Annotated in this window: 16 protein-coding genes and 1 pseudogene; 10 read left to right on the top strand and 7 right to left on the bottom strand. The window is 73.8% G+C overall.

The annotated features are described in order from the left end of the window. Positions 1-117: 117 nt before the first annotated feature. Together BS75_RS22510 and BS75_RS22505 are read left to right on the top strand one after the other, a co-directional pair. A complete protein-coding gene (locus BS75_RS22510) occupies positions 118-672 on the top strand; it encodes a hypothetical protein (protein ID WP_034089544.1) in 555 nt (184 codons plus the stop codon). A gap of 58 nt (positions 673-730) precedes the next feature. Next, positions 731-1,267: a DUF1453 family protein gene (locus BS75_RS22505; RefSeq protein WP_034089543.1), complete on the top strand. Its 537-nt coding sequence runs from the start codon at positions 731-733 to the stop codon at positions 1,265-1,267. Between the two features lie 132 nt (positions 1,268-1,399). Here the strand turns inward: BS75_RS22505 and BS75_RS22500 are convergent, their stop codons facing one another. Together BS75_RS22500 and BS75_RS22495 are read right to left on the bottom strand one after the other, a co-directional pair. Further along, the gene (locus BS75_RS22500) at positions 1,400-2,143 is read right to left on the bottom strand and encodes a hypothetical protein (RefSeq protein WP_034089542.1); all 744 of its coding nucleotides are present in this window, start codon (positions 2,141-2,143) and stop codon (positions 1,400-1,402) included. A gap of 113 nt (positions 2,144-2,256) precedes the next feature. Beyond that, positions 2,257-3,147, bottom strand: a pseudogene (locus BS75_RS22495) (SMP-30/gluconolactonase/LRE family protein); the annotation flags it as partial. Positions 3,148-3,194: 47 nt separating this feature from the next. Between BS75_RS22495 and BS75_RS22490 the strand changes: the two are divergent. Next, the gene (locus BS75_RS22490) at positions 3,195-4,244 is read left to right on the top strand and encodes an alpha/beta hydrolase (RefSeq protein WP_042437487.1); all 1,050 of its coding nucleotides are present in this window, start codon (positions 3,195-3,197) and stop codon (positions 4,242-4,244) included. 25 nt (positions 4,245-4,269) lie between these two features. On the opposite strand, the gene BS75_RS22485 is transcribed toward BS75_RS22490, so the two are convergent. Continuing rightward, entirely contained in the window at positions 4,270-4,533 is a 264-nt protein-coding gene (locus BS75_RS22485) for a hypothetical protein (RefSeq protein ID WP_034089541.1), read from the bottom strand. A gap of 402 nt (positions 4,534-4,935) precedes the next feature. On the opposite strand from BS75_RS22485, the gene BS75_RS22480 reads away from it, so the two are divergent. The 5 genes from BS75_RS22480 to BS75_RS22460 are packed head-to-tail and all read left to right on the top strand — an operon-like array spanning position 4,936 to position 10,067. Continuing rightward, complete coding sequence (locus BS75_RS22480; protein ID WP_052069618.1) at positions 4,936-6,237, top strand: alpha/beta hydrolase family protein; 1,302 nt, start codon at positions 4,936-4,938, stop codon at positions 6,235-6,237. A 43-nt stretch (positions 6,238-6,280) separates the two neighbouring features. Beyond that, positions 6,281-7,204, top strand: coding sequence for an ABC transporter ATP-binding protein (locus tag BS75_RS22475; protein ID WP_034089540.1), 924 nt, complete (start codon positions 6,281-6,283; stop codon positions 7,202-7,204). Next, positions 7,201-8,025 carry an ABC transporter permease gene (locus BS75_RS22470; protein ID WP_034089539.1) on the top strand — a complete coding sequence of 275 codons (825 nt, stop codon included), beginning with the start codon at positions 7,201-7,203 and terminating at the stop codon, positions 8,023-8,025. The genes BS75_RS22475 and BS75_RS22470 overlap by 4 nt, the downstream gene beginning before the upstream one ends. Before the next feature lie 54 nt (positions 8,026-8,079). Next, positions 8,080-9,393, top strand: coding sequence for a sensor histidine kinase (locus BS75_RS22465; RefSeq protein ID WP_063771450.1), 1,314 nt, complete (start codon positions 8,080-8,082; stop codon positions 9,391-9,393). Next, positions 9,390-10,067, top strand: a complete 678-nt coding sequence (locus BS75_RS22460) for a response regulator (protein ID WP_034089538.1) — start codon at positions 9,390-9,392, stop codon at positions 10,065-10,067. The genes BS75_RS22465 and BS75_RS22460 overlap by 4 nt, the downstream gene beginning before the upstream one ends. Before the next feature lie 87 nt (positions 10,068-10,154). On the opposite strand, the gene BS75_RS22455 is transcribed toward BS75_RS22460, so the two are convergent. The 4 genes from BS75_RS22455 to BS75_RS22440 all read right to left on the bottom strand — a co-directional run bounded on the left by BS75_RS22455 (position 10,155) and on the right by BS75_RS22440 (position 13,917). Continuing rightward, positions 10,155-11,819, bottom strand: coding sequence for an RICIN domain-containing protein (locus tag BS75_RS22455; RefSeq protein WP_034089537.1), 1,665 nt, complete (start codon positions 11,817-11,819; stop codon positions 10,155-10,157). A gap of 164 nt (positions 11,820-11,983) precedes the next feature. Next, on the bottom strand, positions 11,984-12,208 hold the full coding sequence (locus tag BS75_RS22450) for an Lrp/AsnC ligand binding domain-containing protein (protein WP_052069617.1): 225 nt from the start codon (positions 12,206-12,208) through the stop codon (positions 11,984-11,986). A 262-nt stretch (positions 12,209-12,470) separates the two neighbouring features. Further along, positions 12,471-12,899 (bottom strand): nuclear transport factor 2 family protein, encoded by a 429-nt coding sequence (locus BS75_RS22445; protein WP_034089536.1) that lies wholly within the window; start codon positions 12,897-12,899, stop codon positions 12,471-12,473. 97 nt (positions 12,900-12,996) lie between these two features. Next, positions 12,997-13,917, bottom strand: coding sequence for a zinc-binding dehydrogenase (locus BS75_RS22440; protein WP_034089535.1), 921 nt, complete (start codon positions 13,915-13,917; stop codon positions 12,997-12,999). A gap of 141 nt (positions 13,918-14,058) precedes the next feature. On the opposite strand from BS75_RS22440, the gene BS75_RS22435 reads away from it, so the two are divergent. Together BS75_RS22435 and BS75_RS22430 are read left to right on the top strand one after the other, a co-directional pair. After that, complete coding sequence (locus BS75_RS22435) at positions 14,059-15,018, top strand: LysR family transcriptional regulator (RefSeq protein ID WP_034089534.1); 960 nt, start codon at positions 14,059-14,061, stop codon at positions 15,016-15,018. Between the two features lie 97 nt (positions 15,019-15,115). Continuing rightward, positions 15,116-17,029, top strand: coding sequence for a serine/threonine-protein kinase (locus tag BS75_RS22430; protein ID WP_052069616.1), 1,914 nt, complete (start codon positions 15,116-15,118; stop codon positions 17,027-17,029). The last annotated feature ends 64 nt before the right edge of the window (positions 17,030-17,093 follow it).

Below are 17,093 nucleotides of genomic sequence, written 5' to 3'. Positions count from 1 at the left end.
GGTCAATGTGCCGATGTTGCCGATCGCCCTGGCCGCGAGGCTTGACCCATACCCGGACCGGGCGGCCGAACAGGCGCCGCAGGAGTCGGGAAACCTCATCTGCGTACAGGAGTTGCCATGCTGTCCGAACTCACCGAAGCCATGATCGTCAACGGTGCCGTCCTGGTGGCCACGCTTGAGGCCGACCTCGGCGGCCACCGCAAGATCGGCCGGATGCGGGTCCTGCGGCCGATACTCCTGGCCGGCGGCGTCGTCCCGATGTTCGTGGAAGCCCCCGCCACCCATGGCTCCGGCCTGGTGCTGGAGATCGGCGCGGCACTCCTGGGCGTCCTGTTCGGGATCGTCGCCATCTCCCGGATGAAGGTCTACCGGAGCCCCAGCACCGGCAGGCCGGTCACCCGGGCCGGAGTGTCCTACGCGCTGCTGTGGACCGCCGTCATCGGCGCCCGCGCCGCCTTCTCCTACGGCTCCGTCCACTGGTTCCCCACCCAGCTCGTCCACTGGGCCGTCCGGGAGCACGTCAGCGCCGCCGCCATCACCGACGGACTCCTCTTCATGGCCGTGGCCATGCTCCTCACCCGCACCATCGCCCTGGCCGTCCGCGCCGCCGGGCTCCCCGGCGCCACCCCCGCCAGGTCGCAGGCCAACCTCCGGACCGCGGCCGGGTACTGAGCACCACCGGCACCGTCGACAGCAATGCCAGCAGGACCAACCGGCCAGGAGGAACCCCGTGTTCGAAATCGTATTGATCATCGCCGCCGTCTGCTACGTCATGTTCCGTCGCGTCGCCGGAGAACCGGCGCAGGCCAAGCGGATGCTGCTGCTGCCCGCAGTCCTGGTGGCGCTGGGACTCTCGGACGTGTCGGGCGCCGGACACGATCCCGCCGCCCTGGCGTTCCTGATCGGCACCGCGGCGGTCAGCATCGCCCTGGGCGCCCTGCGCGGCCTGAGCACCCGGCTCTCCGAACAGGGCGGCATCGCCTACGTGCACTACACCGCAGCGACCGTCGTCCTGTGGCTGCTGAGCCTGGCAGCCAAGTTCGGGCTGAACTTCGTCTTCCAGGCCGCCGACCCGCATGCCGCCGCGGCGGCCGGCAACAGTCTGCTGCTGACCCTGGGTGCGGGCATGCTCGTCGAAGGCGCCGTCACGCTCAACCGGGCCGTGGGCTCCACCAGCCGGGTCCTCTGGTCCAAGGGCAAGGACGGTCGCCCGCACACCACCTCCCCGTTCCTGGACGAGCTGCAGAGCCGCCGGGCGAACCGCTGAACCCGGTATCCGGCCGACCGACACGACGACAGCTCTGCGCAACGGGCCCCACCGGAGGAACGGTGCGGGCCCGCCGGGCTGTGACCGGCCGTGGTGCCGCCCGGCCCGGGCTCGGCCCGGAGAGCCACGTGGTCAGGGCTGTTCGCCCCGGGCGCGCCTGGCAGCCACCGCGGCGATCTCGGCGGGTACCTCGGGGTGGAGGTGGGCGACGTGCGGGGGCACCCACGAGCGGTCGTGCAGCCGGGGGTGTCCGGGGTGGACGGCGAACGCGGTCATGGCGAACAGCAGCGGCGCCCAGATGGTGCGGAACCGCAGGCCGAGCCGGTTGCCGGTCTCGCCGTTGCGGAAGTGGACCTCGTACACGTCGGGGGCGGGCAGATCGCACATCAGCGAGTCGGTCCAGTTGACCGTCGCCCAGTTCTCCGGGTGCAGGTAGTGGATGCTGCGGGTGGTGACCGTGAGCGTCCCGGTCGACTCGACGACCCATTGGCCCTGCGCCTTGGCCTGGGCGCGGGACTTGTTGATCGCGTTGATGCCCTCGTTGACGGCGTGGGCGGCGAGCAGGAACGAGACGGAGCCCCGGGCGGACAGATTGCGGCGCTGGTACTGGGATGCCGTCGTGGGCTTCCAGCTGTGCCGCTGGGCGGGCGCGGTGATCAGCGCCTGCTCGCCCTGGCGCAGCTTGGCCGCCGTCGGCACGAACGGGCGCGCGGCGAGCTCCTGCGGGGTCTTGGCCGCGAGCAGTCCGCAGATGAACCCCCAGTCGTGCGGGGTCAGCACGGGGACGGTCGGCTGGGCCGGGGGGACGGGGAGCCGACTGCCCCCGGCGGGGCGCAGGGCGCTGCCGGGGAAGTCGGGACGGTCGTAGGGGTTCACCGTGGGTCTCCCGGCGGGGCCTGGCCTCGGCAGGGCTTCACCCTGTTGTGAGGACATGTCTGATGCAGCTTGCGCGAGTGTAGTTGATCGTTTCGCGAGAGCTGATCAGTGGCCTAGGACCCGATCCGGCGCACCCGGGGGGTCCCCGTCACCGCCATGACGAGCGAGTACACGGAGGTGGCGGCGGTGATGAAGAGCCGGTTGTTCTTCGGCCCGCCGAAGGCGAGGTTGGAGACCGGCTCCGGGACCAGGATGCGGCCGATGAGCGTGCCGTCCTGGTCGTAGCAGTGGACGCCGTCGCCGAACGCGGCGGCCCACAGCCGGCCGCCGTCGTCGAAGCGGATGTTGTCGAAGCTGCTGTTCGGCGCCTCGGCGAAGACCTTGCCGTCGGAGAGGGTGCCGTCCTCGTGGACGTCGAGGACGCGGATGTGCCGGGCCCGGCTGTCCGCCACGAACAGCTGCCGCTCGTCGGGCGAGAAGACGATCCCGTTCGGACCGGTGAAGCCGTCCGCGACCAGCTGTACCGCACCGCCGGCCGGGTCGATGCGGTAGACGTTGCAGGCGCCGATCTCGCCCTCGGCGCGGTGGCCCTCGTAGTCGCTGGTGATGCCGAAGTCAGGGTCGGTGAACCAGACCGAGCCGTCGGAGCGCACCACGGAGTCGTTGGGCGAGTTGAGCCGCAGGCCCTGGTAGCGGTCCGCGAGCACGGTGACCGAGCCGTCGTGCTCGGTGCGGGTCACCCGGCGGTTGCCCTGTTCGCAGCTGATCAGGCGGCCCTCCCGGTCCAGGGTGTTCCCGTTGCTGTGCCCGGCCGGGGAGCGGAAGACCCCGACCGTGCCGGTGACCTCGTCCCAGCGCAGCAGCCGGTCGTTGGGGATGTCGCTGAAGACCAGCTGCCGCCAGGCCGGGAGGTAGACCGGCCCTTCGGCCCAGCGGCAGTCCCCGTACAGCTTCTCCAGCCGCAGGTCGCCGTTGGCGCACTTCCCGGCGCGGAAGCGCTCGTCGGCGTGATTGGCTGTGCCGCATGGGTCTTGGGCGAATGCTCCACCGGATGAGGGTGCGCCGCGGGGCGCCGGAGCCCGGCCGGGCTCCGACGCCGACGGTACCGCCGCCCTTCGATCCGGAACTGGGTGCGGTGCTGGCGGCCCTGGGCGAGGGGTGGCGCGAGCCGGTCACCCCGGACAATCTCGCGGCCCGGCAGCAGCGGGATGCCGCGACCCGGCCTCGGCCGACGGCCGAGGACCTTCGCGGCGACGGCCGGTTCGAGGTGGCGGAGCTCTGCGTGCCGGGGCCTCCGGGCGCGCCGGACGTCACCCTCGTCAGCGCGCGGCCGTCCGGGCTCGACGGGCCGCTGCCGCTGCTGTACTACCTGCACGGAGGCGCGATGCTCATGGGCAACGCGTGGTCGGTGCTGCCCCGGATCCTCCGCGAGTGGGCCCTCCCGCTGGGGCTGGCGGTCGTCTCGGCGGAGTACCGGCTGGCGCCGCACACGCGGTACCCGGGGCCGCTGGAGGACTGCTGGGCCGGGCTCACCTGGGCCGCCGGGCACGCGGCCGAACTGGGCGTCGACGCCGACCGCGTCGTCATCGGCGGGAAGAGCGCGGGCGGCGGGCTGGCCGCGGCCCTCGCCCTGCTGACCCGTGACCGCGGCGGTCCCGTGCCCCTCGGGCAACTGCTCCTGAGCCCGATGCTGGACGACCGGGGCAGCACCTTCTCCTGTCAGCAGCTGACCGGCGTCGACGTCTGGGACCTCACCTCCAACGCGACCGCGTGGCAGGCGGCCCTGGGCGACCGCCACGGCGCCGCAGACCTGCCCGGCTATGCGGCCCCCGCCCGCGCCACGGACCTCTCCGGGCTCCCACCGGCCTATGTCGAGGTGGGGTCGGCCGAGATGTTCCGGGACGAGGGCGTGGCCTACGCGAACGCCATCTGGCAGGCCGGCGGCCAGGCGGAGCTGCATGTCTGGCCCGGCGCCTGTCACGGCTTCGACGGCTTGGCCCCGCAGGCGGCACTCAGCCGGGACGCCCGCGACGCCCGCACCCGCTGGCTCCGGCGCCTCCTCACCCGGTCCGGCCCGGGCAGCCGGCCTGCTGCCGACTGAGCCCCGGGAAGGGGGCCGGGACCGGTCAGGGCCGCCAGGGCGAGCTGCGGAGCGTCGTCGCCGGTCCCGGTGAGGTGGCGGAGGCGGCGGACGCCGAGGCGGAGGAGGCGGGCCGGTGTCCGGTCAGGGCGTCGAAGGCCGCGGGTGGCAGCAGCGCGCCGACCGCCAGACTGCAGGCGACCACGGCCGTCGCGGTCGCCACCGCCACGGGCCGGCCGTCGGACCCACGAGCGGTGCGCGCGGTACCGGGCCGGAGCGAACGGACCTTGTCCCACCAACGCTTCGACATGAAGGAACTCCTGAGGGTCGTCGGATGGCGGCCGGCCGCTCGCGCCCCCCGGCCGCTGCCACACCAAGCGTCTCGGGAACGCTCATCCGGCGGGATACCGCTTCCACCCCGGTTCCGGGTGGTGTTAACCCCCGGGGTGGGCAGCCCCGCACCCGCACGGTGCCTGACTGCGACCAGTAGGACAACCGTGCTGCGGGGGCCGCGAGGTGTCGTCGGTCCAGGGTTCGGCGCGGGTGGACCCCGGCCGTAGCCGGGACGCGCCCCGCACTCCCGCCCACCGGCGTGCTACCCCGGTATGACGGCGGACCTGGCTCCGTGGTGTGACGTGCGGAACCCTTCCTCCGGCCTAGGTTCCCCTCGCCCGAACGATCGCCCTCGATCGCCCGTCGAAAGGGAAGCCCGATGACACCACGTCCCGCACCCTCCCCCGCCGCCACCCGCTCGACCTCCGAACTGACCCGCCGTCGGCTGCTGGCGCTCTCGGCCGCCACCGCGGCGGTGGGCGGCCTCGACCTGCTCCCCGCCGCCGCTTCCGCCGCCGCAGCCCCACGGTCGGCGGCGCACTCCTCGGCGTCGGCGCGGGGCCGGGCGGCACGCGCGGTCCCGCTGCTCACCCTGCCGGCGCCGACCGGCGGCGACCGCATCGGCACCGTCGCGCTGCACCTGGTCGACCCGTCCCGACGGGACCCGTGGGCGCCCACCCCTCGGCCGCGCGAGCTCATGGTGCAGCTCTGGTACCCGGCGCAGCAGGAGCGCGGCCATCCGGCGGCGCCCTGGATCTCCCCCGGGGCGGTGCCCCACTTCGAGGCGTCGTGGAACATCCCGTCAGGATCGGTACGGCTGCCGACCACCAGCGGCCGGGTCGGTGCACCGGTGCGGCAGCAGCGCCCCTGCCCGGTGCTGCTGTTCTCCCCCGGCTACGGCATGGACCGCAGCGCCGGCACCGGCCTGGTGGAGGAGTTGGCCTCGCACGGCTACCTCGTGGTCGCCATCGACCACACCTACGACGCCTCCGAGGTCGAGTTCCCCGGCGGCCGGATCGAGACCGCGCTGCTCCCGGCGGACCCCTCCGACCGGCTCGTCGTGGCGGAGGCCGGCGTCCGGGAGGCCGACGCCCGCTTCGTGCTGGACCGGATCGAGGAGCTGAACGCCGGTCGCAACCCCGATGCCGAGCACCGCCCGCTCCCCCGTGGCCTGCGCGGCGCGTTCGACCTGGACCGGATCGGCATGTTCGGCCACTCGCTCGGCGGCTGCACCACGGCCGCCGCCATCCACAACGACCGGCGGATCAAGGCCGGCCTCAGCCTGGACGGCCAGTTCGTCGGGCCCTCCGCCCCGGCCGGCTCCGACCGACCGTTCCTGCTGCTGAGCAGCGACCACGACGACCCCTTCCCCGGCTGGGCCGCCTTCTGGGCCAACCAGCGCGGACCCAAGCTCGAACTGCGGCTCAAGGGCTCGACCCACGACTCGTTCACCGACGGCGAGGTGTTCGTGCCCCAGCTCGCCCCGGTGCTCGGGCTCACCCCGGCGGAGGTCGTCGACCAGATCGGCACCGGTGCGCCGCTGCGCTCGGTCTCGGTCCAACGCGCCTACCTGCGGGCGTTCTTCGACAGGTACCTGCGGGACGGCGACGGCGCGCTGCTGCGCGGTCCGTCCGCGCACTACCCGGAGATGCGGTTCGTCCGCTCGCACGGCATCTCGTGACACCGCGTCCGGCAGCAGGCAGAGGACAGAAGGGCTGTACGACATGATCGAAGTACGCGGACTGACCAAGCACTACGGGGACCGGGTCGCGGTCGACGACCTGTCCTTCACCGTGCGGCCGGGGATGGTCACCGGCTTCCTCGGCCCCAACGGGGCCGGGAAGTCGACCACCATGCGGCTGATCCTCGGCCTGGACGCGCCGACCCGGGGCTCGGTGACCGTCAACGGCAAGCCGTACCGGGAGCATTCGGCCCCGCTGCACGAGGTCGGCGCCATGCTGGAGGCCCGGTCGGTCCACACCGGCCGGAGCGCCTACCACCACCTGCTGGCGCTCGCGCAGACCTCCGGCATCCGGCGCTCCCGCGTGGACGAGGTGATCGACGCGGTCGGCCTGCGCGCCGTTGCCCGGCGCCGGGCCGGCGGCTTCTCCCTGGGCATGGGCCAACGTCTCGGCATCGCCGCCGCCCTGCTCGGCGACCCCCGGACGGTCATCCTCGACGAGCCGGTGAACGGGCTCGACCCCGAGGGCATCCGCTGGATCCGGACGCTGCTGCAGAGCCTCGCCGCCGAGGGGCGGACGGTCTTCGTCTCGTCCCATCTGATGAGCGAGATGGCGCTCACCGCGCAGCACCTCGTGGTCATCGGCCGCGGGAGGCTGATCGCCGACACCGGGATGCAGGAGTTCCTCGCCCGCGACGCGCGCCCGGTCGTCCGGGTCCGCAGCACCGGCCCGGATGCGCTGGCGGCGCTGCTCCGTTCGCCCGGGGTGGCGGTGGAGCGGGCGGAGGGCGGGGCGCTCCAGGTGTCGGGGCTGACCACCGATCAGATCGGGCGCGTCGCCGGGGAGGCCGGACTGGTCCTGCTCGAACTCACGGCGCAGCAGGCCTCCCTGGAGGAGGTCTTCATGGAATTGACCCAGGACGCGGTGGAGTACCGCGCCTCCGCGACCACCGGAGCAGCCCGATGACCACCGACACCGGAACCGCCGCCGCCCCCGTCCCCGCTCTGCCCCGGTACCTCGTGCGGCAACGGGTCACCCTGGCCGGGGTGCTGCGCTCGGAGTGGACGAAGCTGCGGTCGCTGCGGTCGACCGTCTGGTCGCTGTCGGCCGCCGTCGTACTGATCGTCGGAGTGGGGGCGCTGGTGGCCTCGGTCCGGCGCGGCCCCGCCCGGCCGACCGGCTTCGACCCGACCGCGATCAGCCTCACCGGCGTCTACCTGGCGCAGTTGGCCGTCGGCGTCCTGGGGGTGCTCCTGGTCACCGGCGAGTACGCCACCGGAATGATCCGGACCAGCCTGGCGGCGGTCCCCCGGCGGCTGCCGGTGCTGTGGGCCAAGGCCGCGGTGTTCGCGCTGACCACGACGGCGCTCTGCCTGCCGGCAACCGTCGCGGCCTTCCTGCTCGGCCAGTCGGTCCTGTCCGCCCAGCACCTCGGCACCACCCTGGGCCATCCGGGCGCGGCCCGGGCGGTGCTCGGCGGCGCGCTGTTCCTCACCGCCGTGGGCCTGCTCGGGCTGGGCCTCGGCGCCCTGCTGCGCAACACCGCCGGGGCGGTCTCCGCGCTGTTCGGCCTGCTGTTCGTGCTCCCGATCACCGTGGGGTTCCTGCCGGGCGACTGGTCGGAGCAGCTCAACAAGTACCTGCCGATGGCGGCCGGCACCGCCATCACCGATGTGCTGCCCGACCCGACCGCGCTCGGGCCGTGGAGCGGTCTCGGCCTGTGCTTCCTCTACCCCGCCGCCGCTCTGGGGCTCGCGGCCCGGCAACTGCGCCGCAGGGACGCCTGACCGGTGCGCCGCCGGACAGCACCGCTCCGCACGTCCGCCTATGCTGGCCCCGCCATGGACGATCGCGCCGGGACCGGGGCCAGCGGACCTCCGGCCCCGCGTCGGCCGGGTCCGGGGTCGCTGCTCGCCGATCCCGAGCACCGCCGGCGGCGGGCGCTGCCCTACGCCGGCGCACTGCTGCTCACCCTGCTGCTGGCGCTGGTCGGCACCCGGCTGCTGACCCACTCCTACGGCCTGGGCGGCGCGCTCGCCGTGGGGCTGGCCGTCGCCCAGGCCGCGCCGCTGCTGCTGGGAGTCGCCCGGCCGATGGCGGCCTGGTTGCTGATGACGGCCGCCGACGCGGTCGGCTCGCTGGTCCTGGCGTCGGCCCCGGGCCTCGCCGGGAACAGCTGGCCCTGGCCGTCGACCGTCCTGGTCGGACAGCTGGTCCTGCTGCTGGCGCTCACCCGCCGCGCGTCGCGCCGCACCCTGCTCGCCGCATGGCTGACGATCGGGGCGGCCGGCTTCGCCCTGGGACTGATCCACCCCCATGACCGGGACGGCACCGACACCACGCTGTTCGTGTTCGGCGGGGTGGTGCTCCTGGTCGGCGGGGCGCTGCGGGAGCGCGGCGACGCACTGCGGAGGCTGGTCGCGCAGGAACGCATCAGCGCGGAGGAGCGGTCCCGGCGCACCCTGCTGGAGGAACGCACCCGGATCGCCCGGGAGCTGCACGACGTGGTCGCCCACCACATGTCGGTGATCACCGTCCAGGCCGACAGCGCCCCCTACCGGATCGGCGGGCTGCCGCCCGAGGCCCGGGAGGAGTTCGGCTCCCTCGCCGCCACCGCACGCGAGTCGCTCACCGAGATGCGCAGGCTGCTGGGCGTGCTGCGGAGCGAGGAGGCCGACGGCGAGCGGGCTCCCCAGCCGGCGCTGGCCCGGGTGCCGCTGCTGGTGGCGGCGACCGTGCGGGCCGGCCTCCCGGCCGAGCTGCGGCTGGACGGTCCGGGCGGTGCCCTGGGCGACTTGCCGCAGGCCGTGGAGCTGTCGGGGTACCGGATCGTCCAGGAGGCGCTCGCCAACGTGGTGCGGCACGCACCCGGCGCGCCCACCCGGGTCTCGGTCACCGTCTCCGAGGACCGCTCCCAACTGACCGTCCTGGTCGTCAACGGCGCCCCGGCGCGGCCCGCCGAGCCGCTGGAGCGCGTCGGCACCGGGCACGGCCTGGTCGGCATGGGCGAGCGGGTCCGACTGGTCGGCGGCACCCTGGAGACCGGTCCGCTGCCGGGCGGCGGCTTCCGGGTCGCCGCCCGCATTCCGCTCACCGCCCCGGCGGTCCCCGCCGAGGACACCGAGGACACCGAGGACAAGGACGACAGCAGATGACGATCCGGGTGGTCGTCGTCGACGACCAGGCCATGGTCCGCTCCGGCTTCGCCGCGCTGCTCTCCGCGCAGAGCGACATCGACGTGGTGGGCGACGCCGCCGACGGCCTCCAGGGCGTCGCGGTCAGCCGCCGCACCCATCCGGACGTGGTGCTGATGGACGTGCGGATGCCGGAGCTGAACGGCCTGGAGGCAGCCCGGCAGCTGCTGGACCCGCCGCCCGGCGTCGTCCACCGCCCCAAGGTGCTGATGCTGACCACCTTCGACCTGGACGACTACGTCTACGAGGCGCTGCGCATCGGCGCCAGCGGCTTCCTGCTCAAGGACGCCCCGATCACCGACCTGATCCAGGCGGTCCGGGTGGTGGCCGCCGGTGACGCGCTGCTGGCCCCCTCGGTCACCCGTCGGCTGATCGCGGACTTCGCCCGGCAGCGGCCGGTCCGGCGCCGCGATCCGGCGCTGCGCCTGAACGGGCTGACCCCGCGCGAGACCGAGGTGCTGGAGCTCATCGCGCGGGGCCTGTCCAACACCGAGATCGCCGACGCCCTCGTCGTCGCCGAGCAGACCGTGAAGACCCACGTCGGCCGGGTGCTGGCCAAGCTCGCCCTGCGCGACCGGGCCCAGGCGGTCGTCTTCGCCTACGAGTCGGGCCTGGTCACCCCGGGCGACCGCTGACCCCTTCGCCCGCCGTGGAGCGGGGCGGAGGCCCGGCAGCCGCAGCCGCCTCGCCTCCGCCCCGGTCGGGCGACGGTCGGACGGGGATCAGCCGAGGTAGACGATCCCGAGCAGGGTCAGCTGCCACAGCTGGCCGGACGCGCCGGTGTCGGGCTGGAGGACGGTGACCGGGTTCCCGGAGGAGTCGGTCAGGCCGGAGGTGCCGAGGGTGGCCACCATGTCGGTGTTCTGCGAGTCGGCCACCTTGTACAGGCCGTTGCCCGCGGACTCCAGCATCCAGTGCTGGTTGCCGTTGCCGTTGCAACCCCACTGCTCCAGCGGGGTGCCGGCGGCGGTGGAGGCGCCGGTGGCGTCCAGGCACATGTCGCGGTTACCGCTGAAGTCGAGCTCGTAGCTGCCGTCGGACTTGGCCTCGAAGACGAAGGACTGGTTGAGTCCGCCGTCCGCCGGATAGGTGATCGCCGGGCGGCCGTTGGTGCTGTCGCCGTAGGTGCCGCCGCCGGAGAAGTCCAGGACCTGGCCGGTGGCGTGGTTGGTGAGCTGGAACCAGGCGCCGTCCTGGGGCGCGTCGTCGAAGGGCTGACCGACCGTCAGCGGCTCGATGGTGGTGCCGTCGCCCTGGTCCAGGGTGCAGTAGGCCTCCTGCTGGGAGGGGGCGTCGAAGAACTCCCCGAGGCAGGCGCCCTCGCCCTTGTAGCCGGCGACGCGCAGGTGGAAGGACTGCCGGATCTCGTCCTCGCACAGGCCGAGGATGCCGATGGAGTAGTCGCAGCCGTTGCGGGTGAGCTCGCTGACGTCGATCACGTCACCGTTGGTGTACTCGTAGGGCGACGTGGTCATCTCGGCGCAGACCTCGTGACCGTAGCTGACCCGGCGCTGGTCGAGGAAGCGCACGCCGGGCACCGCCTCGGCCGCCGTCCGGAGCGCGTCGTCGAGCTGCGGGACCACCCAGTTGTGGCCCCAGGCCAGGTCCTCCGGGTAGGCCGGGCAGCCGTCGGCGACCTTGCCCGCATAGGTGTTGGTCCGGATGTCGGGGGTGATCGGGGTGAAGTAGGACTGCATCACCAGCTGGTACGAGCCGTCGGCGTACCCGGCGTTGCGCATGGTCTCGCGGACGTCGGTGAGCGCTGCCTCGATCTTGGGGATGACCGCCTGGGCGCGGGCGGTGATGGCGGCGCTGCCGATGGTGTCGCGGCAGCCCTCCGACTGCGGAATCGGGAAGTACTGCCCGAGGCAGCTCTCCATGATCCCGCTGAAGTCGAAGTCGTCGTTGGCGCCGATGGTGACGACCACCATCTTCACCTGGTACGTCGCCGCGGTCTGCGCCAACTCGACGTCCTGCTTGGGCTCTCCGAAGTCGCCGCTGCCCGCGCCGGTGATCTTGGCGAGCGTGGGATCGCTCACCAGGTCGCCGGTCTGCGCGCCGGAACAGGCGAGGTCGACTCCGGTGGTGCCGGACAGCCCGGTGTCGAAGATCTCCGACTCGGTGCTGCGGTGGCAGAAGTTGGTCGGACCGTCGGTCCCGGGGACATAGGCGTCGTCGGTGTCCGTGCCCGCCCCCTCGCCGGAGATCGCACTGTCGCCGAGGGCGACGATGGCGGGGGTGCGGGCCGAGGCGGCCGACACACTCGACGTGGTCGAGGCGGCGGTCGCCGGAGCCCCGGCGAAGGCGGGTGTACCGGTCATCCCGAGGGCGCCGATCAGTGCGGCCGCCGCTAGCACGGCGGTCCTGGCAAGTGCTGGTCTGGTCACGCGTGGCTCCTGTTGAGGAGGGAAACCACCCGGCGGATGGGCCGGGCGGTTCGGAGCGGGAGAGCAGCGTCGATCGGGCAGATGCTAGGTACCGACAAGTAACAAAACAAGAGGCATGCTCATATTTTCTGAGCATGTCAAAGGCGGCCGGACGAAAGCGCTGCTCAGACGCTACGGACCGGGCCGAGCAGAGCGCCGGACCGCTTGATGTGGCGGGTGACCGGGGTCGCCTCGGCGCTCAACACCCCCTGGCGCCCGCCCAGTCGGCGGGCGAGGTACTCGTACAGCGCGTCGGCGTCCCGGCGCACCACCATGGCCGCGAGGTTGCCGGGCCCGGTGGTCGCCGCCGCGTACGCGACCTCGGCATGCCCCGCCAGCGCGTCGGCCACCGCGCCGAGTCGGGGACGGCGGCCCGACCCTCGGGGCTGCTCGCCGCCGGTCTCCGGCCGGAGCTGCCGACCTGCTGGCTGTCGGGAGGGCCTGCGGCAGTACCTCCAGGAGGCCGACATGCTCGCCCTGTTCGACCGGGTGACCGCCCTCTCCGCGCCCGGCAGCCACCTGCCCACCGAGACCACCGGCATCAGCGCCTACGGCAAGGCCCTGGGCCGCTGGCCCCACCCGGACGCGCCCGGCTCCCCGCAGGGCGGCGGGTCAGGCCTCGTCCGGGAAGAGGCTGCGGACGACGTGGAGGGTGTCCGCGTACTCGCGGACCGAGACGATCCGGCCGTCCCGGACGGCGAAGATCCCGGCGCAGCGGTTGTCGTAGGCCGTGCCGTTGCGCGCGGTCGCCTTGGACGTCCACTCGGCCAGCACCTGCTCCCCCTCTGCGAACGCGTTGACCAGCGCCACCTCGGCCCCCGTGCCCGGGGCGAACAGCGCCCCGGCACCGCCGAGGAACTCGTCGACGATGGTGTCCCGGCCCCGCCAGACCCGGCCGAGGACCGGGACGTCGCCGAGGTAGGTCCAGCTGGCGTCCTCGGCGAAGCTCTCGCGGATGAGGGCGAGGTCGCCGTCGCGGACGGCCTCGACGTAGCGGATGACGACGGTCTTCGGGTCGGTGGCGTTGCTGTCGGTGCTCATGGTGGACGACTCCCAAGGACGCTGGTGTTCGGGGACGCTGTGGTGGTCAGGACGCTGTGGTGGTCAGGACGCTGTGACGTTCGGGACGCTGTGGTGGTCAGGACAGGGTGAGGACGATGTTGCCGCGCACCCGGCGCTCGCGCAGGGCGGTGATGGCCTCGGCGGTGGCCGACCAGTCCGCCACCAGGCCGAGCTCCGGGTGCAGCCGTCCGGCGGCGGTCAGCCGGACCAGGGTGGCGAGGTCCTCGCCGTAGGGGGTGTCGGAGTCGACGTAGGCGAAGTGCCGGATGGTGGCCGACCGGGCCCCGGCGAGCAGGTCGAAGAAGTCGACCGTGACCGGCTCGCGGCTGGCCTGGCCGAACCAGACCAGGGTGCCGCGCGGCGCCAGCCGGGCCACCGCCTGGGCGAAGGCCTTGCCACCGGTGGACTCCAGCACGATGTCGAACGGGCCGACGGCCTCGGCCACGTCGTGGACGACCTCGGCCGCGCCGAGCTCGGCCAGCCGTCCGCCGCGCTGCGCGTCCCGGCTGACGGCGGTCACCACCGCGCCCGCACCCGCGGCGAGTTCGGTGAAGTAGTGGCCGACCCCGCCGGAGGCCCCGGTGATCAGGATCCGCCGCCCGGTCACATCCCCGGCGGTGCGCAGCAGCCGCAGCGCGGTGAGTCCGGCCAACGGCAGCGCGGCCGCCTCCAGCGTGGAGACCGAGTCGGGCAGTTCGGTCAGCGAGCCGACCGGGACGGCGACGTACTCGGCCCAGCCGTCCTGCGGCGGATGCCCCACCACCCGGCTGCCCACCGCCGGTCCGGTGCCGTCCGCGGCCGCCTGGACGACCAGCCCGGCCACGTCCTTGCCGGGCCGCCAGCCCGGCTGCGGGTCCTCCAGCAGGAAGGTCTCGCCCCGGTTCACCGAGAAGGCCTCGACCTTCAGCAGCACCTCGTCGGGGCGCGGGACCGGCTCGGGCGCCTGCCCGGCCACCACGTTCGCCGCAGGCCCACCGGTGGGCAGCAGTACCTTCATTGGTCGACTCCTCCGCTTCCGCGTTCCGCCGGATTCCCGGCGGCCCCTTTCGCTGCGACCAGCCAAGCGCGGCCGGGTCCCCCGTTCCAACAGCCGTTCGGACGGTTTGACAAGCAACGGTTGTCGCCCAAGCTGGGAGCCATGGAACTGGATCTCGGGCAGGCCCGCGCATTCGTCGCGATCTGCGAGCACCGCCATTTCGGGCGGGCCGCCGAGGAGCTGATGGTCAGCCAGCAGGCGCTGTCGAAGCGACTGGCCAGGCTGGAGGAGGCACTCGGCGCCGCCCTGGTGCTCCGGGACGGCCGGACCGTCGAACCCACCGACGCGGGCCGCCGGTTCCTCGAACCCGCCATCGCCGCCATCGCCGCCGCGGAGGTCGCGGTACGCGCGGTGCGCCAGGGCGGACAGCCGCTGCGACTGGACGCCTGGGGGCACCTGTTCGCGCCGATGCGGACCGTCGGCCGGGCCCTCGAACACTTCACCGGGCCCGCCCCCGAGGTCGGCGCCGCCCGCGACCTGCCGACCGCGATCGCGGCGCTGGTGCGCGGGGAGGCCGACCTCGGGTTCGGCCGGGTCCACGCCCTCGGCCCGGACTGGGACGCGGCGCTGACGCACCGGCTGGTCCGGCTCGAACCGATGGACGCCGTGCTCGGGTTGGACCATCCGCTGGCGGGCCGCGACGCCCTGCGTCCGGACCAGCTGGCCGACGGCACCCTGGTGTCGCCGGCCGCGATCGACCGGCTGGAGTTCCTCCAGCGCTTCGCCGAGCGCTTCGGTCCGGCGGTGGACGGCGGGGCCAACCTGGGGCCGGAGCACCTGATGGCCCGGGTCGCCGCACTGCCCGGCGGCTTCACCCTCTTCCCGGCCGACGCACCGCTGCCCGAGGGCGCCCGGGTCCGGGCCGTGCCGCTGGTGCAGCCCACTCCGCTGTACGCCTGGTCGCTGCTGTGGCGGTCGGCCGACCGGCACCCCGACCGGTCCGCGCTGGTCGCGGCCTTCACCGAATCCGGCCGCGCCGACCGGTGGTTGGAGTACCGGCCCGGAGCGGACTGGCTCCCGGCGGCGGACGCCCGTGAGGCGGTCGGCGCCGGGGTGGCGTAGCCGGAGCGCGGGACGCGAGCCGTTCGACACGCTGTGGTTCAATGTCGCCGGTGCAAGCCTGGCGGGGGCCGACAACGGGGGTGGGGCATTGAAGCCGGTGCAGGACGGGGACCCGGAACACATCGGTCCCTACCGGGTGATCGGGCTGCTCGGAGCGGGCGGCATGGGCCGGGTCTACCTGGGGCACCGGGACGACGGCGTCACCGCGGCCGTGAAGGTCATCAACGAGGAGCTGGCCCAGGACGCGGCCTTCCGTGAGCGATTCCGGCGGGAGGTCCTCGCCACGAAGGCGGTGACCGGGCGTCATGTCGCGGCCGTCATCGACTACGACGTCGAGTCCGAACAGCCGTGGCTCGCCACCGAGTACGTGCCGGCCCCGTCGCTGCACACGGTGATCGTCAAGCGCGGGCCGCTGGACGCCGCGTCGGTCAGGAGCACCGGGGCCCACCTGGCCGAGGCCCTGGCGGCGATCCACGCCGCCGGCCTGGTGCACCGGGACGTCAAGCCGGGGAACATCCTGCTGTCGGGCGAGGGTCCCAGGCTGATCGACTTCGGCATCGCCCGGGGCACGGCGGTCACCACCCTGACCCAGACCGGCGCGGTGCTGGGCACGCCCCAGTACATGGCACCGGAGCAACTGCGCGGCAGGTCCCGGGTGGGACCTGCCGCGGACGTCTTCGCCCTGGGCCTGGTGCTGGCCTTCGCGGTCACCGGCGAGCACCCCTTCGGTCAGGACGACTCCTACGGGATCGGCTTCCGGATCGTCTACGAGGAGCCCCAACTCGACCTCGTCCCGGACGACCTGGCCCGGATCATCAGGCACTGTCTGGCCAAGCAGCCCGAGGACCGGCCGACGCCGGAGGAGCTGGCCGCAGCGCTCCGCGAGGAGGCCGGCTCGTGCCTGGGCCCGGTCCCGGCGACGCGCCCGGAGCCCCTGCCGGAGGGCGGCGCAGCTGCCGAGGAGGAGCAGAAGAGGGACGAGGAGGACAAGGCGCCTTCGGACGCCGGCGCGGTGGTGGCCGTGGTCACGGACCCGGCGGACCCGGTGGCCCCGCTCGCCCCGGCGGCGCCGGCGAACCCGCCGGGCCCGGCGGCGCCGGCCGGGGGTGACGTTCCGGCGGCCGGGGGCGAGACCCGGGACGGGACCACCGTCCGGCCGAGGCTCCTGCCCGCAGGCCACGAAGGCGGGCACGAGCCCGAACGCGGGCCCCGGCGCCGAATACTGGCAGCCTCCGCCGCAGCCGGAGCGGTGGCCCTCGTCGTGCTGCTCGCGGTCACCCTCGACGACGGCGGGAACCACGCCGCCGCCCAGAGCCCGGGCAGCCAGGGGACGCCCCGGTCGAGTGCCTCCACCGGCAGCACCCCGACCGCTACCGGCGGCACCACGAGCGGGAGTTCCGGCAGCCCCGCTCCGAGCCGTCCGTCGGCGTCGTCCGGCGGCTCCCCGGGCAGATCGGCCGGGGCGACGCCGCCGGGGGGCACGACCGGAGGATCGAACCCGGGGTCGTCGGCGGGTACGAACGGCGGAACGAACAGCGGTACGAACGGCGGAGCGAACAGCGGTACGAACGGCGGAGCGAACAACGGGTCCGCCGGCGGAACCGCCGGGTCCTCCGGCGGGTCGTCGAACGGCTCGACCAGCGGCGGCGCGCCGGGCTCGTCCACGCCGACGCACGGCAGCGCGCCGACGCACAGCGCACCGACCACCCCCGCGGCCGGACGGCCGCCGGGGAACATGACCGGCTTCAACGCCCTGTACAACGAGTCCTGCTTCGGCGCCTGCAGCATGCCGCTCACCGTGTCCTGGTCGGCGGAGTCCGGCGCGACCGGCTACGACATCCACTACACCGACAGCAACGGCAATGTGAACACCGTCTACTCCACCGGCGGGACCAGCTACGTCATCGACGGACCGTACTCCGGTGACAACATCTGCGTCTCCGTCCGCGCGGCCAACGCCTACGGCGCCTCCGCCTGGACGCCCTCCTACTGCGGGACGACGCCGTACTGACCCGGTGGCGGGGGAGCGCCCGCTGCGCCGCCCCTGGACAGCCCGGCCCCGTTGGGCCACGCTT

The organism is Streptacidiphilus albus JL83 (assembly GCF_000744705.1).
Classification (GTDB): domain Bacteria; phylum Actinomycetota; class Actinomycetes; order Streptomycetales; family Streptomycetaceae; genus Streptacidiphilus; species Streptacidiphilus albus.
Note: the sequence above shows the minus strand (reverse complement) of the source record. Positions and strands in the feature narration are given on the sequence as shown.